The organism is Paenibacillus woosongensis (genome assembly GCF_030122845.1).
In the GTDB taxonomy this organism is placed as follows: Bacteria; Bacillota; Bacilli; order Paenibacillales; family Paenibacillaceae; genus Fontibacillus; species Fontibacillus woosongensis_A.
The window spans coordinates 5,181,313-5,198,919 of sequence record NZ_CP126084.1 but is presented as its reverse complement, the minus strand read 5'-3'; the positions used below and the strand labels follow the sequence as shown (position 1 = coordinate 5,198,919).

Annotated in this window: 20 protein-coding genes and 2 pseudogenes; 19 read left to right on the top strand and 3 right to left on the bottom strand. The window is 46.9% G+C overall.

The window, feature by feature from the left end:
• Positions 1-2: 2 nt before the first annotated feature.
• From QNH46_RS23915 to QNH46_RS23850, 14 genes are all read left to right on the top strand, one after another.
• Complete coding sequence (locus QNH46_RS23915) at positions 3-752, top strand: ABC transporter ATP-binding protein (protein WP_283926344.1); 750 nt, start codon at positions 3-5, stop codon at positions 750-752.
• Between the two features lie 2 nt (positions 753-754).
• A complete protein-coding gene (locus QNH46_RS23910) occupies positions 755-907 on the top strand; it encodes a hypothetical protein (protein WP_283926343.1) in 153 nt (50 codons plus the stop codon).
• A gap of 49 nt (positions 908-956) precedes the next feature.
• Positions 957-1,163: an uberolysin/carnocyclin family circular bacteriocin gene (locus QNH46_RS23905; RefSeq protein WP_283926342.1), complete on the top strand. Its 207-nt coding sequence runs from the start codon at positions 957-959 to the stop codon at positions 1,161-1,163.
• Positions 1,164-1,237: 74 nt separating this feature from the next.
• Positions 1,238-1,753, top strand: a complete 516-nt coding sequence (locus QNH46_RS23900; protein WP_283926341.1) for a stage II sporulation protein M — start codon at positions 1,238-1,240, stop codon at positions 1,751-1,753.
• Between the two features lie 19 nt (positions 1,754-1,772).
• Positions 1,773-2,483, top strand: coding sequence for a YIP1 family protein (locus QNH46_RS23895; RefSeq protein ID WP_283926340.1), 711 nt, complete (start codon positions 1,773-1,775; stop codon positions 2,481-2,483).
• Positions 2,484-2,498: 15 nt separating this feature from the next.
• Positions 2,499-3,617 (top strand): efflux RND transporter periplasmic adaptor subunit, encoded by a 1,119-nt coding sequence (locus QNH46_RS23890; protein ID WP_283926339.1) that lies wholly within the window; start codon positions 2,499-2,501, stop codon positions 3,615-3,617.
• Entirely contained in the window at positions 3,610-4,287 is a 678-nt protein-coding gene (locus QNH46_RS23885; RefSeq protein WP_283926338.1) for an ABC transporter ATP-binding protein, read from the top strand. The genes QNH46_RS23890 and QNH46_RS23885 overlap by 8 nt, the downstream gene beginning before the upstream one ends.
• The gene (locus tag QNH46_RS23880; protein WP_283926337.1) at positions 4,287-5,495 is read left to right on the top strand and encodes an ABC transporter permease; all 1,209 of its coding nucleotides are present in this window, start codon (positions 4,287-4,289) and stop codon (positions 5,493-5,495) included. The genes QNH46_RS23885 and QNH46_RS23880 overlap by 1 nt, the downstream gene beginning before the upstream one ends.
• A 195-nt stretch (positions 5,496-5,690) precedes the next feature.
• Entirely contained in the window at positions 5,691-6,650 is a 960-nt protein-coding gene (locus QNH46_RS23875; RefSeq protein ID WP_283926336.1) for a sigma-70 family RNA polymerase sigma factor, read from the top strand.
• Between the two features lie 65 nt (positions 6,651-6,715).
• Positions 6,716-7,141 carry an SRPBCC family protein gene (locus tag QNH46_RS23870; RefSeq protein WP_283926335.1) on the top strand — a complete coding sequence of 142 codons (426 nt, stop codon included), beginning with the start codon at positions 6,716-6,718 and terminating at the stop codon, positions 7,139-7,141.
• Between the two features lie 339 nt (positions 7,142-7,480).
• Positions 7,481-8,872: an MATE family efflux transporter gene (locus tag QNH46_RS23865; protein WP_283926334.1), complete on the top strand. Its 1,392-nt coding sequence runs from the start codon at positions 7,481-7,483 to the stop codon at positions 8,870-8,872.
• Positions 8,873-9,007: 135 nt separating this feature from the next.
• The gene (locus tag QNH46_RS23860) at positions 9,008-9,529 is read left to right on the top strand and encodes a hypothetical protein (RefSeq protein ID WP_283926333.1); all 522 of its coding nucleotides are present in this window, start codon (positions 9,008-9,010) and stop codon (positions 9,527-9,529) included.
• A gap of 110 nt (positions 9,530-9,639) precedes the next feature.
• Entirely contained in the window at positions 9,640-9,834 is a 195-nt protein-coding gene (locus QNH46_RS23855; protein WP_283926332.1) for a hypothetical protein, read from the top strand.
• Between the two features lie 8 nt (positions 9,835-9,842).
• Positions 9,843-10,304, top strand: a complete 462-nt coding sequence (locus tag QNH46_RS23850) for an MFS transporter (protein ID WP_283926331.1) — start codon at positions 9,843-9,845, stop codon at positions 10,302-10,304.
• A gap of 119 nt (positions 10,305-10,423) precedes the next feature.
• On the opposite strand, the gene QNH46_RS23845 is transcribed toward QNH46_RS23850, so the two are convergent.
• A complete protein-coding gene (locus QNH46_RS23845; RefSeq protein ID WP_283926330.1) occupies positions 10,424-10,852 on the bottom strand; it encodes a MarR family winged helix-turn-helix transcriptional regulator in 429 nt (142 codons plus the stop codon).
• A gap of 140 nt (positions 10,853-10,992) precedes the next feature.
• Between QNH46_RS23845 and QNH46_RS23840 the strand changes: the two genes are divergently transcribed.
• Positions 10,993-11,517, top strand: coding sequence for a CarD family transcriptional regulator (locus QNH46_RS23840; RefSeq protein ID WP_283928538.1), 525 nt, complete (start codon positions 10,993-10,995; stop codon positions 11,515-11,517).
• Positions 11,518-11,584: 67 nt separating this feature from the next.
• Here the strand turns inward: QNH46_RS23840 and QNH46_RS23835 are convergent.
• Positions 11,585-11,809 (bottom strand): annotated as a pseudogene (locus tag QNH46_RS23835) (Dph6-related ATP pyrophosphatase); the annotation flags it as partial.
• A 131-nt stretch (positions 11,810-11,940) separates the two neighbouring features.
• On the opposite strand from QNH46_RS23835, the gene QNH46_RS23830 reads away from it, so the two are divergent.
• The 3 genes from QNH46_RS23830 to QNH46_RS23820 all read left to right on the top strand — a co-directional run bounded on the left by QNH46_RS23830 (position 11,941) and on the right by QNH46_RS23820 (position 15,216).
• The gene (locus tag QNH46_RS23830; protein WP_283926329.1) at positions 11,941-12,930 is read left to right on the top strand and encodes an ABC transporter ATP-binding protein; all 990 of its coding nucleotides are present in this window, start codon (positions 11,941-11,943) and stop codon (positions 12,928-12,930) included.
• A complete protein-coding gene (locus QNH46_RS23825; RefSeq protein ID WP_283926328.1) occupies positions 12,902-13,675 on the top strand; it encodes an ABC transporter permease in 774 nt (257 codons plus the stop codon). The genes QNH46_RS23830 and QNH46_RS23825 overlap by 29 nt, the downstream gene beginning before the upstream one ends.
• A 743-nt stretch (positions 13,676-14,418) precedes the next feature.
• Entirely contained in the window at positions 14,419-15,216 is a 798-nt protein-coding gene (locus QNH46_RS23820; protein ID WP_283926327.1) for an SDR family oxidoreductase, read from the top strand.
• Positions 15,217-15,339: 123 nt separating this feature from the next.
• On the opposite strand, the pseudogene QNH46_RS23815 reads toward QNH46_RS23820, so the two are convergent.
• A pseudogene (locus QNH46_RS23815) lies at positions 15,340-15,803 on the bottom strand (Dph6-related ATP pyrophosphatase).
• Positions 15,804-16,301: 498 nt separating this feature from the next.
• Between QNH46_RS23815 and QNH46_RS23810 the strand changes: the two are divergent.
• Complete coding sequence (locus QNH46_RS23810; protein WP_283926326.1) at positions 16,302-17,600, top strand: GntP family permease; 1,299 nt, start codon at positions 16,302-16,304, stop codon at positions 17,598-17,600.
• The last annotated feature ends 7 nt before the right edge of the window (positions 17,601-17,607 follow it).

Genomic DNA, 17,607 nt, shown 5'->3' with positions numbered 1-17,607 from the left:
CGGTGATTTTCATAGCAACGATTTTATCCTTATCCAAGATTTCCAAACAGGCGGAGGAGAAGATTATCCTTTCCGATGTTAGCTTCGATATCCTCCCCGGGTCGATTATCGGTTTCTTAGGTCCGAATGGAGCAGGCAAGACCACAACGTTGAAGATTGCTGCGGGTCTTGTAAAGCCAACCTCCGGGGAGGTCCTCGTTAGGGGCGTTTCCTTAACCGAACAAAGAAAAATCGCGAAGCAAATGATGACGTTCATTCCTGACAACCCGTTATTATACGATGAATTAACCGGCAAGGAGTACATCCGTTTCTTCATGGACTTGTTCGCGGTGGATGTTCCTGCCAAGAAGGTGGAGGACGAGATCGAACGTTTCCGATTTCAATCGGAGTACAATAAGCAGATACTCCACTACTCGTTAGGAAACCGCAAGAAACTCGCATTGCTATGCGCAATGCTGCGGCGTTCTCCACTCCTGCTGCTAGACGAGTATATCTCGGGCTTGGATCCTGTGAACTCTATCCTTATTCGGGAAATATTACGCGAATACGTAAAGGGCGGGAACTCGATTCTTCTCTCTACGCATCAATTGGATATCGTAAAGTCGTTCTGCGATGGGGCGATTTTTATAAACGAAGGACATATTGTGGACCGGCGAACGCTGCCTGAGATTTTACGGGACAACGATTCGATCGAATCGTACTTCTTGTCCCAGCTGCAATCGAGCGAGACTGCGCAAAAAGGAACTAGGTGAATATGAAGTCATCAAAAACTCTTATGCGCATCATGGTTATTTTGTTCGGAGCCCCTCCGCTTCTGTATCATTTGTACTTTGGGAACTGGCTTTTAACGGCTGTTGTTACGGTAAGTCTTGGCATGATGCTTGTCTTAATCGGCTTCAAAAAGTGAAGCGAGCCCTTGTACGAAACAAGGGCTGCTGGAAAGGAGGTGATAAATTATGCTGGAGCTTATCATTGCTGATTTGACTGCATACACGGGCATTTCCACAGCCTGGGCTACGGTCATCGTCAACGCGGTCAATGCTGGTTCTACGGTCATTGCCCTTGCATCCATTTTTGCAAGCGCAGGCCTTAGCGCAGGTCTCATTCTAGTTGTAAAAGAGTTCGTCAAGAAGAACGGTACCAAGGCAGCTATCGCCTGGTAAATACGTTAGCTTTCATCTATGGGATAAGGGGTGCCACCCTTATCCCATTCACCTAAATCAAGGGATGGAAATATATGCGAAATTACCTTCACCGCAATCGGTGGTTTCTTTTGGCTTCGGCAGGCTGGCTTCTATTTTCCTATTTCGCCGGATGGGCTTTCGTAAGTGGAATGTCTCACGAGATCGAGCCTTCCTCTGTGGTCTCCCGGCAAATCGATCATCTGGACAATAGCGTGCTTCCTATATTGTTCCAGAATCTGTTTACAAGCGCTTTGTTGATTTCTGGCTTGTTTTCCTTGTCACTCCCGACGATCATCATCCTGTTTCTTAACGGGTTCTGGTTTGGGGCAAGCTTGACCAGCCGTTATATGGATGGAGTTTCCGCGTTCGAACTAGCTATGAAGATCGTCCCGCACGGCATATTTGAAATCCCGGCATTAATTATTGCCGGATTCGTAGGATTTCAAGGGATTACCTTCTATATTCATAAGCACCGCCCATGGGTGTATTACCTTAAGAGCATCCTTTTGATGTGCTCACTGTTCATCTGCGCGGCGCTTGTAGAAGGATTGATCACATCAAAGTTATAAAAATGGAGGTGAAGTTCCAATGGAGAACGGTCAATTGGTTGTTGTGAATACAAATCAGAGGCAGACGAAGCTCTCTCATCTCCTTTCGATCCTTTATGCACCTACGAATACCTTTCGTGCGCTTGGTCAGTCTCCGAAGCTCAGATGGCTAATTTTTATTCTGTTGACAGCCCATATCGGGATAACGTTTTTCGTTTCCGAAGGCTTACTGGAGACTAGCGAAATGCAAGAGCTTCTGAATCAAAATGATGTGCAAATGCCAGCGACCGTGTTAAATTTGATTAAGTTTTTGATTATCTTGTTCTCGTCGCTATGGTATTTTTTTATGCTGTTTATCGTGTACTTACTACAACTTGCGGTGGTCAAATTTATGAAGCTGCCGCTCGGAGGAAAGGCGCTCGGCGCAATCATCCTGTTATCCCAAGTTCCTCAAATCATCGGAAAAATTCTGCAGTTTCCCTTCTTTAACCCGGACCAGCTCCAGAACGAGGAAGCGCAAATTTCTATCGGCAGCCTTGGCCTCCTTGTATCGCAATTCACGACAGACGGCACGCTTATTCGATTGGCTGCGAATGTGAATATTTTCGAAATATGGAGCTATGCATTAATCGGATTAGGTATCTCTGTGGCCACAGCATGTTCCATCAAGAAGGGATTCCTAGCCTCCTTTGCCATCTGGGCTTTTGTATTCGTTCTGAATACGGCAGTCATATTCCTTCTGCCTCGATAATCTATGGTGAATCGAATGAAAATGAAATGGATCTTCACATCGGCAATCATACTTTTTTTGCTTATCAATACTTACTTAATCATAACCCGGGAAGCTCCGCATAAAACGATTATTTCCAATAATAACATTTTTACCGTTTCCAGCCAATCCCTCTCAGAGACGACGTTGTTTTCAGGCGTTTTTGAATATGAGGAGGAGGAGCTAATTTACGTTGACAAGACGTTGGGGGAAATCCAGAACATCCTTGTCTCGGAAGGACAGTCCGTTAAGATCGGTACCCCCCTATTCGAATATAACAGCGAATCAATTGCGAAACAAAAGAAACAGATCGAGCTAGAGAAGAGACGACTACATCTGCAAACCGAGGTGAACCGTCGTCAGATTTCTGAATTGGAAGCACAGTTCAAGGAGGAAGTTATAGCGAAAGGGCCTGACGAAGCAAAAAGCTATAACTCTGGTCAGCTTCAGGACCTGCAATTGCAGGTGGAACTCTCAGAGGTCGAACTGATGAAGTTAGAGATGGATCTGGAAGAACTGGATGCGAAGGAGTCGTCACTGGTCGTAAAAAGTTCGATTGACGGCACCGTTAGGGCTGTGAACGGTCACCCACGCTCATCCGACGCTCCCCCAGTCGTACATATCACCTCAGATAGTTACGTCATACGCGGTACGATTAACGAATTCGATTCCGTTCGCGTTCGTCCCGGCCAATCCGTATGGATCAAGTCGAAGGCTCTGCCGGATCACAAATGGAATGGAAAGCTGCAGCATATCGGAAGCATCCCAAACAAGCCGGAGAGCGGCGAATCAGGGACCATCTCCAATTACCCCTTTATCGTAACATTGGAGGAGCCGAATTCCTCTTTGCTACCCGGGTACCATGTGTATATTGGGATTGAGGACACCGGACTGCAACAGCCTGTTTCAATTCCAAGCTCCGCAATCGTCCGGAAAGAAGACAGGACTCATGTCTACGTACTGGAAGGTGATAGCATAAGATTGCGAGAGATAACAACAGGAAATGTTAATGGAGAGCATATCGAAATCGTCGACGGCGTACTTGAAGGTGATCGTATCCTTCGCGAGCCCTCCAATCATTGGGACGAAGAAGAGGAAGTTGAGATTCATGATTAATTTCCACAACGTCAGCAAAATTTACCATGTCGACGAGCGACACTTCCATGTTCTCAAGGATATCAGCTTTTCGATTGGCAAAGGCGAATTCGTAGCGATCATGGGAATGTCAGGTTCAGGAAAATCAACATTGCTGCATTTGATGGGGTTATTGGATAAACCGACATCGGGAACTTATAAGTTAAACCAGATTGATGTTCAACAGTATACCGATAAGCAGCGCGCGAAGCTCCGGAACGCGCATATCGGATTTGTTTTCCAGCAGTTTCACTTGCTTCCCCGGCTTACGGCGTTCCAGAATATCGAGCTCCCGCTTATCTACAGAGGCGATTCTGCTTCTTCGCGGACGCGCAGAGTAACCAAAGCGCTGGAAGCCGTCGGACTGACCGAACGGAAGGACCATTATCCTAACCAATTATCCGGCGGCCAGAAGCAACGAATTGCCATCGCTAGGGCGATGGTTACGGAACCGTACCTGGTGTTAGCAGACGAACCGACGGGGGCGTTGGATACCAAGACTGGAGAACAAATTATGGATTTGTTTCGGGTCATGAACGATGTCGGGACATCGGTTATCGTCGTGACACACGAACTGGCCATCGCGGAATGTGCAGATCGCATCTTGGTCATTAGAGACGGAGCATTGGTCGAAGATCGGGGGTTACGCTGATGGTCTGGGAATGTATCAAAATGGCTTATTCCTCCCTGCTGGCTCACAAGCTTCGCTCTCTACTCACCATGCTTGGCATTATGATTGGTGTCGGTTCAGTTATTACGATCGTATCCCTTGGTCAAAGTGGAGATGCCGCATTAAAGAAGCAGTTTGCAGGCAGCAAGAATAACACATTGGAAATTATGCATATGAACACGGATGCCGTCGTCGGCGCTGCCGCCTCCGCCTCAGCTACAATATCCCCGTTCACCGAAGCAGATGTCTTCGACCTTGAGCGAATCGAATCCATCGTCAAGGTCACTCCAACTAGCTCCGCGATGTCCTCAGTCACGGCAGGGGATACCATCAAGCAGATGCAGATCATCGGCGTCTCGGAACGCTTCGAGGAGCTTCAATCCATCGAGATCGTCGCTGGGAGAACTATGACCGACAACGAATTGCGGGGTGGCCTGAAAGCGGCATTAATCAGCGAAGAAGCAGCGCGCTCTTTCGAGCAGGAGAAAAATCCCGTCGGCGAAATCATTGAAATAGAGGGAATTCCATTCTTTATTATCGGTATGTTCGCGTCTAAACAAAGCGGGCTGGCGGAGTTAAGTAAAGAAAGTCTCCTCGTTCCGCAGACCGTATGGCCTTCATTGTTCGGTAACGGAGACTATCAATCTTTGATTATCCAAGTCTCGGACCTGTCTCTGTTGGAAGAGACCGGCCAGAAAGCCTTGGATTATTTTACGCAGAAGGCGGCCAGTACAGGGCTGCCTGGCGAGTATTACGTATTAAATATGGAGCAGATCAAAGAGGCGCTTTCTTCCATTACAACAATCATGACGGCCATCATCGGCGGAATTGCCGCTATTTCTCTATTTATCGGAGGGATCGGGGTGATGAATATTATGCTAGTCTCCGTTACAGAACGGACAAGGGAGATCGGCATCCGCAAAGCGCTAGGGGCGACCCGAGGCATGGTGTTGGCGCAATTTCTCACCGAATCTGCTGCGCTTACGACCATTGGCGGAATGATTGGCGTGGGGCTTGGATTAAGCGGCGCATATACCGTTGCGATGATCAGTAATATGCCCCCGGTTGTCTCGTGGCAGGTGATCCTCCTCGGCGTTCTCTTCTCCATGAGCATCGGCATATTCTTTGGCCTGCTTCCTGCCTATCAAGCTGCGAAGTGGGAACCGGTTGAGTCCTTGCGTTACGAGTAACTACTTCCGGTAATCAGCTATCCTTGATTCAAGCAGCCATTCGAACAACTTGTTGCGCGGCGGATACTTAAGGTATCCGCTTTTTTGTGTAGCCGCGGAATGAATCCATCTCTAAATGAAGGATGATCACCGAACCTTCCTGTGTTAAACTATGACAAAATGCACACTATTTCCCCGCCAAAAGGAGGGTCTAATATGACCGAGACGGCGTTGGACCTGCAATTACTAGAGAGCTTGAAGCCGGGGCTAACATCGTATTGCTACCGAATGTTGGGCTCCATCGAGGACGCAGACGATGCAGTCCAGGAAACCTACATCCGTGTTTGGCAAAGCTGGGATTCATTCAGGCAGGAGTCGTCCTACAAAACATGGATTTATCGAATTGCCTCCAATTTGTGCCTGGACAAACTGAGACAAGCCAAACGCCGTACCCTGCCCGTTGATCTGTCCGATCCGGCGATCACCATCATCGAACCCCGCGAAACGCTGCCCGACTCCTCATGGATATGGCTTGCTCCTGAATTTGGAGAGAATCCCGAAGATGTGCTTATTCGCAAAGATACCCTGCAGATCTGCTTCATCGCACTTTTGCAAACCTTGCCGCCGCGTCAACGTGCCGTTCTTATATTAAAGGATGTTTTCGACTGGTCCTCCAAACAGATCGCAGAAACCTTGGGGATGTCGCCGGCGGCCGTGAATAGCGCTTTGCAAAGAGCCAGGGAGACGATGAGCCGGACCCGGCTCCGTTCCGACGAGCTCAACCGGATGGATAATGAACCTGATCGTGAGCTGCTGTCACGGTATGTGGATGCCTTTGAACAATTTGATATCGATGCGCTGGTCGCATTATTTCATGAGGAGGGCTGCTTGTCCATGCCGCCTTTTGCAATGTGGGTGCGAGGGAAGGACGATTTGTTCAAGTTTTTCTCATTGACTCGCTGGCATTGCGAGGGCTCCCGCTTTATGCCGGTTACGGTAAACGGCGGTTACCCTGCTTTTGCGCAGTATGTGCCGAGCCTTGAAGCATCATCCGTGCTCACCCCTTGGGGAATTCACGTGATTGAAGTCAGAGACCGGAAAATACTCCATGTCCAAAATTTTATTAACGCCAAATTATTTTCCCGATTTGGGCTGCCGGAGCAAATTCACCGATGAATTTTGAATTCGAATGACGTCTATATCATTGAGAAACAAAAAACAAAAGTGAGGTGTCTTTCAAAATGGAAACAAATAATCCGACGAAAGTAACTGTTCAGACAGTTGTTCAAGCGCCTATTGAAAAGGTATGGAGCTGTTGGACGGGGCCGGAACATATTACGAAGTGGAATCAAGCTTCCGAGGATTGGCATGCGCCGAGGGCAGAGAATGATTTGCGGGCTGGCGGCAAGTTTATGACCCGAATGGAAGCGAAGGATGGCAGCATGGGGTTTGATTTTGCTGGAGTATATGACGAAGTCAAGCCGCATGAATGGATCTCATATACGATGGCAGATGGGAGAAGGGTCGAGATCACCTTCACGGATCAAGGCGACGAAACGAAGGTCGTTGAAACGTTTGACGCAGAGAGTACGCATCCGGTAGAGTTCCAGCAAGCAGGCTGGCAAGCGATTATGGACAATTTCAAAAAGTACACGGAACAATTCTAGCATAACTCCTGTTGCCCAATTGTGCGCTTAGATTGTAGTCAAACTCCGTCACAGAACGATGCGCTGCCTGAAGGGGACTTTTGCTTGCGTAGCAAAAGTCTCCTTCGCATTTTTTGAATGAGCCGGGCAGGACTAGGGTTGATAGTTCGAAATCGGTGGGGAGCGCCGCAGGCAAAAAGTCGATGAAAGCTTCACCTTTTACGCGGGAGCAGATATTGAATGAGGATATGTCTTTAGAGCGGATCGTCCAGGAGGAAAATTTAATGATAGACTTGTTGGATTGTGGGCACTACACTAGGTAAAGCGACAGAGAAAAAATAGGGTAGGAGCTTGTTGAACGTGACATTAACCGATCGTACTCCATCATGGAAGAAACTTAGTCTTTTTGCTGTAACTTGGCCGATTCTCATCGATTCCGTGCTGCGGATGATGCTGGGCACAGTGGACGTGTTCATGTTAAGCCGCATCTCCGATAAGGTCACCGGGGCCGTAGGTTTAGCCAACGAAATTATTTACTTCTGTATTCTGATGTTCGGCTTTGTCGGCATTGGCACTAGCGTCGCGGTTGCCCAGTATATCGGCGCCGGGCGGGAGAGAGAGGCAGGCCGAATCTCGGCCAACGCCATTACGTTAAATCTGATATTCGGGGTGCTCGTTAGCCTGGTCCTGTTTCTGTATGGGGAGCCTATTTTGCATTTGATGAAGTTAAATCCCGAGCAAATCGGAATTGCAAGTCATTATTTAAAAATCATTGGCGGTTTTATCTGGATCGAGGCGCTCTCTTATGCGGTTTCGTCAGTGATTCGTTCGACCGGACACACTAAAAGCGTGATGTTTGTCACCCTGGGTGTCAATCTCGTACACGTTACAGGCAATTATCTGCTTATTTTCGGGAACCTGGGCTTCCCGGAGTGGGGCGTGACGGGAGCAGCCGTATCCACGGTCGTCAGCCGTATGCTCGGCATCATCGTTCTATTTATCATTCTGTACCGCCGGAGTCCTGCACCGATTCGTGCTAAAGATTACGTGGTCTGGAACGGCACTTATGTAAAACAGATTTTACACGTCGGCTTGCCAGCTGCAGGCGAGCATCTCGCCTGGCAGTCGCAGTACCTCATGATCATCAGTTTCGTCAACATGATCGGCATCACTGCGCTAAATACCCATGTTTATGTCATGAACATCTCGAACTATTTTATGGCGCTTGCTTTGGCGATCGGAGCAGGTACGGAAATTATTGTCGGACAAATGGTCGGGGCGGGGGAAATGAAAGAGGCCTACAAGCGACTCATGAGAAGCGTGAGGATCAGCTTTGGGTTAACTCTAGGCATTGTGGGTATTGCATCGCTGTTCCGGCATGACCTGATCGGCATGTTCACGAAAGACCCCGAGATCATTGCCGCCGGGGTGGGTATCTTTCTGCTCTCCATTATTCTCGAACCCGGCCGGACGTTCAATATGGTCATCATCAATTCGCTGCGCGCGGCCGGAGATGCCCGCTTTCCCGTATTGATGGGTGTGCTCTCGATGTGGGGTGTCTCGGTGCCGCTTGCTTATGTGCTGGGCGTTCATTTCGGGATCGGGCTGCTTGGCGTATGGATCGCCTTCACGGTAGATGAATGGCTGCGCGGGATGATCATGCTGCTTCGCTGGAGAAGCCGGGCCTGGGAGAAGAAGGCGCTCGTGAAGCCTGTTTCTGCCCCGGACAATGGCATGGGGGCGCAGGCCTAAGATATATTGATATTTTGCGACGGGTCTGGGGTTGCGACACAGCGAAGAGGACTTGCGCACACCCTGCATTCGCACAAGCAGGCAGCCCGCCCCTGGCGTACTATGAACCATAACCAGTGAGCGAGGTGAACATCCATGGCACAACCCAAAGAGGTGCTCGGACGGGCCAAACGTATGCAGGGCAGGCCGGTATGCATCACCCTGCACAGTGGCAAGACCTACGTTGGCTACATTACTGACGTCAACAGCAGCGGTTTGACGCTGGCCAGCGCCGGAGCTCAGCCGAGCCCCTCATCCGGGAAGCAAGGCTCCCGGCCTAAGCAGCACAGAGCCGGCTCCCATGCCCCGGGCAGTCGTTCCAGCCGCCGGCGAAGCGGTGCACGCAAGCCTTCCATGCGTCCGCGTTCACGCAAGCCGATCGCAAAAGTATCGGCCTTTCTGCCGATGTTAGGTTCGCTGTTCGGGGGACTCGGCGGTACCGGCGGGCTTGGCGGTGTGTTGGGCAGCGGCATGAAGCTGTTCGGTATGATCCAGCGATTTGTTCCGGTCGTGAAGTTGGGATACGGTATGATCAAATCCATACGCCCGTTTCTCGGCGCCGTTCAAGGCTTGATGACGCCGGCCGAAGCTGCTGCGGCAGAAAAGAATTCACCGTAAACGAGAAACAGCCCTTCTTAAAACGATCAGATTCCTCATTTATTTACGATCCACGAATAGCCCCTCTGGGCCGTCCAAGAGTAGGAGGCTTTGATGGTTATCTGGGCGGCGTGCTTAGTGACAAGTATGGCTTCCAGTCCATCTTCATCGTTATCTTGGCGGTGGTAATTTTCACCTTAATCTGTGTCATGCTCGTTGTTCCAAAGGAAAGAAGTGCTGTAACAGCAGGTAAAATGGACTGGTGGGGTTCTGGGGTATTATCGATTGGATTAATTCTCTTAACCTACTTCGTTGATTCGGACTAGACGCTGCGATGTCAGGGTTGCTGTTCTTAACGCCCGCTGCTTTAATTGGAATATTCTCTGCTCCGATCTCGGGTTGGTTAGCAGGTAAATTTGGATGGATTCGTATGTTACGCCTTGGAATTTTGATTTCCCTTGTAGCTCTAGCCGCAATCTTGTTATTTACGGAAAGCAAGTGGATCGTGTTCTCTGCAGTTGCCCTATTGGGTATTACCTACAACGGATTGATACTTACCACCATCAATGGGCGAGGAGTTCTTCAATCCCCGGATGAAGCACCATCGGCATTGCCAGGGATTAACGGGGCTGGATTCGGTGTAGGTGCATCCCTAGGGACCGGGTTAGTTGCTCCTTTTGTTGCTCAAGGTACGCTAGGAGGATATACTACCGCCATGTGGGTATCTATTATCATCACAGTACTCGCATTAGTATCGAGCCTGTTAATTGTTCCAAAGAACGGGCAGAAGATCTAATCAGATAGTTATTGTTATCGTAAATGTTAAAATAAAATATGGTTTGGGGAGCTCCCCAAACCATATTTTTTATATTGACGGCTAGAACGCCGACATCTGCAAGCAATTGTTCCGCTCCGCTATAGTCCCCAATCGGATTGTAAAATTTTCTTCAGCTGAGTTGCTTGTTCGACCCCGATCGTCTCGATGATTTTGGCCTCAAGTGTTGCCTTAATGACCTCTCTTTTTTCAAAACATTCTTCGCCCAATTTTGTTAATCGTATGCATTTATCTTTATTGTTATGCTGTACCTTGCTAATTTCAACTAATCCCTTGGATTCCAGATTTTTAATCAATTTATGAGTAGCCTGCCGGGAAATGTCTACAAGTTTGGTGACATAGGCAATGGTTGGCTGCTTCTTGTAGATTCTCGCCATAATAAACCATTCTGAATTAGATATATGGAGGTCATGACTTTCATTCCACCATTGGCTATTCAAGTTGCGAAGCAGGACATGGCGTTCGCTAATCAAATCTATCAAGTTTAAGTTCTGTGATTCTGAACTCATTCTATTTCATTCCTTTCAATATATCCTCATCCAATATACAAAAGCATTTGTTCACTGTCAATTAGGTTGACAATAGGGTATAATAGAATTATATTGTCACCTTAGTTGACGATCTTGAGGGGGAAACTGCATTGTTTGAAGTGGGTGAATTGATTATATATTCAGGACATGGAATATGCCGAATCGATGGTATAAGTGAAAAAGAAATTTCCGGCGTTTCAAGGTATTATTATGATTTACATCCGCTGCATGCTGCTAGTTTAAAAATTAGTATTCCAGTAGATAATAAGTCCATACTTATGTTGGACCTTATTCAAAGAGATGAAGCAGAGAAAATTATTCAATCCTTTAGATTGCCGGGTATTCCTTGGATAGAGAAAATTACGGAACGGAATTATACCTATTCAAATATCGTAAATACAGGCAACAGGCAGGAAATAGCAAAAATTATTAATACTCTAATGCGGCAAAAGCTTAAGCTTGAACGAAACCATAAAAAGTTTAGCCAACAAGATCAGAGATTGTTAATCTCTACTCAGCAGATATTGTTTCATGAGATTGCGATCTCATTGGAAACTAGCTACGAAGCCATATTGGACGAGGTTAATCATATCATTCAAGCAGATTTCGACGGCGAGAATTACGATGAATCGAGGGAAAGCTGATCGATTTTAAACAAAAATACCGTACCATCTCTCAAGCACGAACGATCTTAACTCTGATCGTTCGTGCTTATTCTTTGTCTGTAAAAACAAGCTCCAATGGCAGGAAGGCATACTCTCCGTTGCGAATGATCTCACCTTTGCTCACGGAGATTGGCTTAGTGAATATAGGGCCATCGATGACGGCTGTATGGAACTCCCCGCCTTCTCCGCAGGGGTCGATTCCGCGAGCTTCAAGCTCCTTTACATAATCCAGAGTCAACACGCGTCCTAAATCTTCCTCTTTCATGCCTACCCTCCTAAATCTCCTTCCTCAGACGGAGGCCATTTCCATCTGAGGCCAGTTCAAGAAACTAATATACAAAAATACAATGAAGGTATCAATGGCATCACCTTTTTATTTCGTTCGGAGAGGATGGTTATGAGGTGGACAAAATGATTGAAGTGCGGGGCATCAATAAAGTATATGGACGAAGAAAAACAAAAGAGAAGATCCATGCGGTTCGTAATGTTTCTTTCACGGTGAACCGTGGAGAGGTTGTTGGTTTATTAGGACCCAATGGGGCCGGAAAGACATCAACGATCAAGATGCTCTGTGGTTTGCTGGAAGCGGACGCGGGTTCGATCTCCATTAATGGTCTGGATATTCGTAAGAAGAGACTTAAAGCTTTAGAGCATATTAGTGCCGTATTAGAGGGGAACCGAAATTTATATTGGCGCCTTACCGTCCGGGAAAATCTGGAGTATTTTGCGGGTAACCGCGGTTACTCTCGGAAGCAGATTGCCGATCAGGCGGATAAATTATTAATGCAATTCAACCTGAAGGAGAAGGAGAATGAGCTGGTCAATGGCTTGTCTCGAGGGATGCAACAAAAGCTGGCCATCGCAGTTGCGCTATTAGCGAATACGGATGTCATCTTGCTGGATGAGCCAACTCTCGGACTGGATGTTGAAGTTAGTTATGAATTGCGTGAAATTTTAAAGACGATCGTGGCGGAAGAACAACGTACAATTATCATTAGCTCCCATGATATGCCTGTTGTTCAGGAGCTGTGTGATCGGGCCATTATCATTAATAAAGGTGAAGTTGTCATCGACGACAGGGTGGAGAATTTGCTTAAGCTGTTTGAAACAAGGGCATATTCGATTAAGCTGGGCGAGCAATTAAGCCTGGAACAGGAGAACAAGCTGAGTAGCCGATTCCCTTTAAGTATATATAAAGCAAGCTCCCATGAGAGCATCGTGGAGGTCAATTTAGAGCAAAGTCAGGATATTTATGAGTTATTCGATCTTCTCAAAGGGGAAGGAACCATTGTGGAAAGTATTGATCGTATAACCATCGACTTTGAGCAGGTGTTTATTCAGATTGTTAAGGGGGGGAAGAACCATGAAATGGCTACACTTATTGAGTGCTAATTTTCGCAAGGAATATATCGAACTGAAACGTTATCTGCCGAACACCATTGCGTTAGTATTCACTTTTTATATTATTTTCTTAGCGGCATTCTTTGGAATTATGTTTATCGGTGACCCAGCCAGTTTTGATGCGAATGTGCAATATTCGATTGTAAGTGTAGCCTTCTGGAGCTTAACGATGATGACGATGAATTTCATTGGTTATTCGATCATCACGGAGGCCACGCGCGGAACGTTGGAGCAAATATATATGTCTCCTATGGGGGTATGGAAAATCATGCTTACACGCATCATCGGGCAATTTGGCTTACAGTCGGTTGTGATGGTGATCCTGCTGTTTGCTGCGATGCTTACCTCTGGGCAGTGGTTGAGTCTTAACCCTATGACGACGATCCCGATCATTATCATCACAATGATAAGTATGGTGGGGGTCAGCTTTATGATTGCTGGCCTGGCGGTTATCGTGAAACAAATTCAGGCATTTCTGCAGATTTTCCAATTTGTATTGATGGGGCTGGTCTTTGTTCCGCTAACAGCAGCTCCGTTTCTAGCCTTTGCTCCATTCGTCAAAGGAGTGAATATGGTCAGAACGGTGATGATGGAGGACCTGACGCTGACACAATTGCCACTAGCGGACTATGCAGTCTTAACCTTAAATTCGCTGGTATATCTATTTGCAGGGCTCTTTGTATTTCATCTCTGCGAAAAAGTAGCGATGAAGAAAGGTCTTCTTGGACAGTACTAATAGCACCAACAACTTACGACTTACTGATCCCCTGATGAGGGATAACAAATCATGAGGGCATCGGATCGGAGAGATATTTATTTATGGCCAATACGGATAAGTTTGAAATGATAGCTAACATGTATGATACACCTGAAAGAATTCAAACCGCAAAGGTACCCCGGACTTATATGATCAACGATCAATACATTCAAAATAATCGCAGCTCATGGATCTGGGCGACCGTATTGGCTTATTACCTTCGCAAGTATTTTGAGGCTGATATTTGGGTGGGAAAGGTTTTGATCGGGCCGAGTACGAGTTCTAAATGAAGGAGGACAAGCATCGGTGTCTGATTACCGCATTGGATTTGAAAATGGGGGGCTTACGGTGGAATCATCGAGAACGATATCCATACGAATTTTGCGCCAAAATGATTCTGTTCGAAAATTCATACTGAATCATCCTTGATGTAACTTTAAGTTTATATTATGATCCGGAATATGGAGATGAAAGAAAGGGGACTCGCAGGCTAATGTGGACATCCTTGTAATGGTTTGATTGAATCTGATCGCATGAATTCGGTAATGGCAAGGGCCATTGCTCTCGTTCATCATGCCGATCTTCAACCATTTCAAGGAACGCGAGCAACCGTTCGAACACCTGTTGCGCGGATACTTGAGGTATCCGTTTTTTTGTTTAGCGGCAGGATGAATCATCTCCAAGGGCGCTCTCGTCTCCTCTTAACGGGAGGTATATCGAAAATGACTAAATTGCAAAATAAAATAGCCATCGTTACGGGGGCGAGTCGCCCAGGCGGGATTGGGACTGCGATTTGCCGGGCATTAGCTAACGATGGTGCTAACGTGTTCTTTACACATCTGTATGATTACGATAAAGAATTTTATCCACAGGATGCTGATGAGCATTGGCCTGATTCTTTCGCAGGAGAACTGCGGCAGCTAGGTGTTCAAGCTTCACACATGAAATTGGATCTCGCCATATCGGGTTCGGCGTCCTATTTGTTGGAGGAGGTCCGGAAAAGGATGGGTCTTCCCACGATCCTCGTCAATAATGCGACGTATAGCGTTGATGCTGATTTTCGCCAATTAACCGAGTCTATTATCGACGCTCACTGTGCAGTAAACATGAGGGGGACCTTCATGTTATCCGCCGAATTCGCCCGCTTGCTAGAGGCCGAGAATAACGCTCGTGCCTCGAATCGTACACTTGGCGGCCGAATCATTAATCTCACATCTGGCCAAGGGAAGGGCCCGATGCCTGGTAATCTTGCCTATGCGGCGACCAAAGGGGCCATCTCCGTGTTTACCGAATCCCTCGCCGCAGAGCTAGCACCGCTTCACATTACGGTCAACGCGGTCGATCCGGGTCCTACCGACACCGGCTGGATGTCCGAAGAGGTGAAGAATGCACTGCTGCCGCAATTTCCGATGGGCCGGATTGGTCTTCCGGAGGATGCGGCCCGGCTGATCGCTTTTCTGGCCAGTGAAGATGCCCAATGGATTACGGGACAAATCATTCATTCCAGAGGCGGTTTCTAAGGGAAGCTTCTTAACGGTTAACTAGTATTCATAAAAAGCGAGCTCATAAAGGGTCATCCGCGAAGGGTGGCCCTAAGAGTTATGATATCTATTCATGGGCTAATGCGTTACCCTGCTCCAAGTTTAAGTTACCAGCTCCAATGGCAGAAAAGCATATTCTCCGTTGCGAATGATCCTGCCTTTACTTATGGAGATTGGCTTATTGAATATGGGGCCATCGATGACGGCCGTATGGAACTCTCCGCTTTCTCCGCAGGGGTCGATGATTCATTTCCCAAAGAGGCATGCCAAGCTTTCATCCAGCATTTGTTGTCACCTTGTCATGCCAGCAGCCGTGGGCAGGCATATCTAGATCTCCGGTTACCAGTTAGGGGCAAACCTATAGACTCCGCTTGCGCTTGCAAGAACGCTGGAGGCAAGCCATGGGACCGGGAGCGGTCCCCTTCTTCTAACATTACGATAAGTCCAACGGCCTCTCCAAGCTTCATTGCTTTGTACAAGGCGAGTGTGCTGTCCTTTTCTCCGCTAAAAGAAGCAATAAATTTATGTCCGTAAGCGCCTGTTATCCAATTTGAACCCTCGGCCATTCCTCTCGTTCTCCTTCAAAACTTGTTTAATTTGCGCCGAAAGTCGGGATGAACCATCCCGTTAATATTGGCTTCAGTTCCATCGGAAGTATACCAGCTTAAAAAGCCAATTCATCGATTAACGAAAAAACAAAGATATGCCTCATCTCCGCCTACAGCTTTAAGACTGTCTATCCCCACTCTTAAATTTGACCTGTCATGGTTACCATTGAAACCGCCTCCTCGATCATGGATGACCCTATTCTTCACTAATTAACGATGTAGGTCAATATCTACAGAAATGTGAATTAGAATGTATGTTTTTACTTGTGCAATTGCACAATTTTATTCATGAATCTATCAATAGATAAAAGCTAGCGATTTAAATATACTGAAAGCGTATTCAATAAAAGCGCTTTAAAAGATAATTTAGAAAGGAGCTTCAAATACTTCTGATCGAGCGTATAGAACAACTATTTTTTATCCATACTAAAAACAACCAGATCATGTTAGGAGGATTTGAAGGGAATGGAAATCAGCTGGATTGGCGCATTAATAGGTCTTGCACTAGCGATCATTTTAATATTATTTAGGCTTATACCCACTTACGCATTGATTTTAGGTGCTATTGTCGGTGGATTTATCGGTGGCGCGAGCTTTGCAGATGTCATAAATATTTTGATTACCGGAACTCAAAGTGTTCAAGGTACAGTTATTCGTATTATCGCCGCAGGTGTTTTTGCAGGAGTGATGATGGAATCAGGGGCTGCGGAGACCATTGCTAAATTTATAGTTGATAAACTCGGCGGAACAAAAGCTATGCTATCGCTTGCATTAGCAACTATGATTATTACAGCGGTGGGTGTCTTCATTCCGGTTGCGGTATTGATTGTAGCGCCAATTGCACTGTCTGTTGGCAACAAAATGGGTTATTCCAAGGTTGCTCTGCTTGTGGCATTGTCCGGTGGAGGTAAAGCGGGTAACATTATTTCACCAAACCCGAATACCATTGCGGCTGCAGGTGGGTTCAATCTCGACGTTAACCAGGTGATGATCGGCGGGCTTGTCCCAGCCATTTTCGGGTTAATTGTGGCAGTGGCCATCGCATCATTTATTAAGTTTAAGGGAACAAAAGTAACAGATGCAGAAGCTGCAGAATTAGAAAAGGCCAGCTCTGCGAATCTCCCCCCTTTATCTAAAGCCTTGGTAACACCGATTATCGCGGTTGTTCTCTTGATGATTAGTCCAGTCGGGTCGATGATCGGCGTGGATTTCCTTGCTAAATTGAAAATTGATTCCTTATTTATTTTACCATTTGCCGGTATAGTGGGTTCGATTGCGCTTGGAAAGAGCAAGAAAATAATGGAATACTGTACGTCAGGGCTAAATCGAATGACCCCCACCATTTTAATCATTATTGGAGCGGGGGCCATTGGCGGACTAATTACAGCGTCAACGCTGCCTGCAGAAGTTGTTGCTCTCGTGAATTCCTCGGGTATTTCGGGAATGTATCTTGCGCCAATTGCAGGGGTGTTAATGGCAGCAGCAACGGCGTCCACTTCAACAGGCGTTATTTTGGCTACGGGTTCATTTGCAGGTGCTATTTTAAATACGGGTGTATCGCCTCTATCGGCGGCAGTTATGACCCATACCGGAGCGACCGTTATAGATCACCTGCCACATGGCACCTATTTCCACGTTACGCGGAATGCTATGAGCATGAGTATGAAAGATAGAATGAAGGTCGTCCTCTTCGAAAGTATCGTCGGCTTAACGATGACCATCGTCGCAATCATTCTGTATGGTTATATTTTATAAGAGAGAA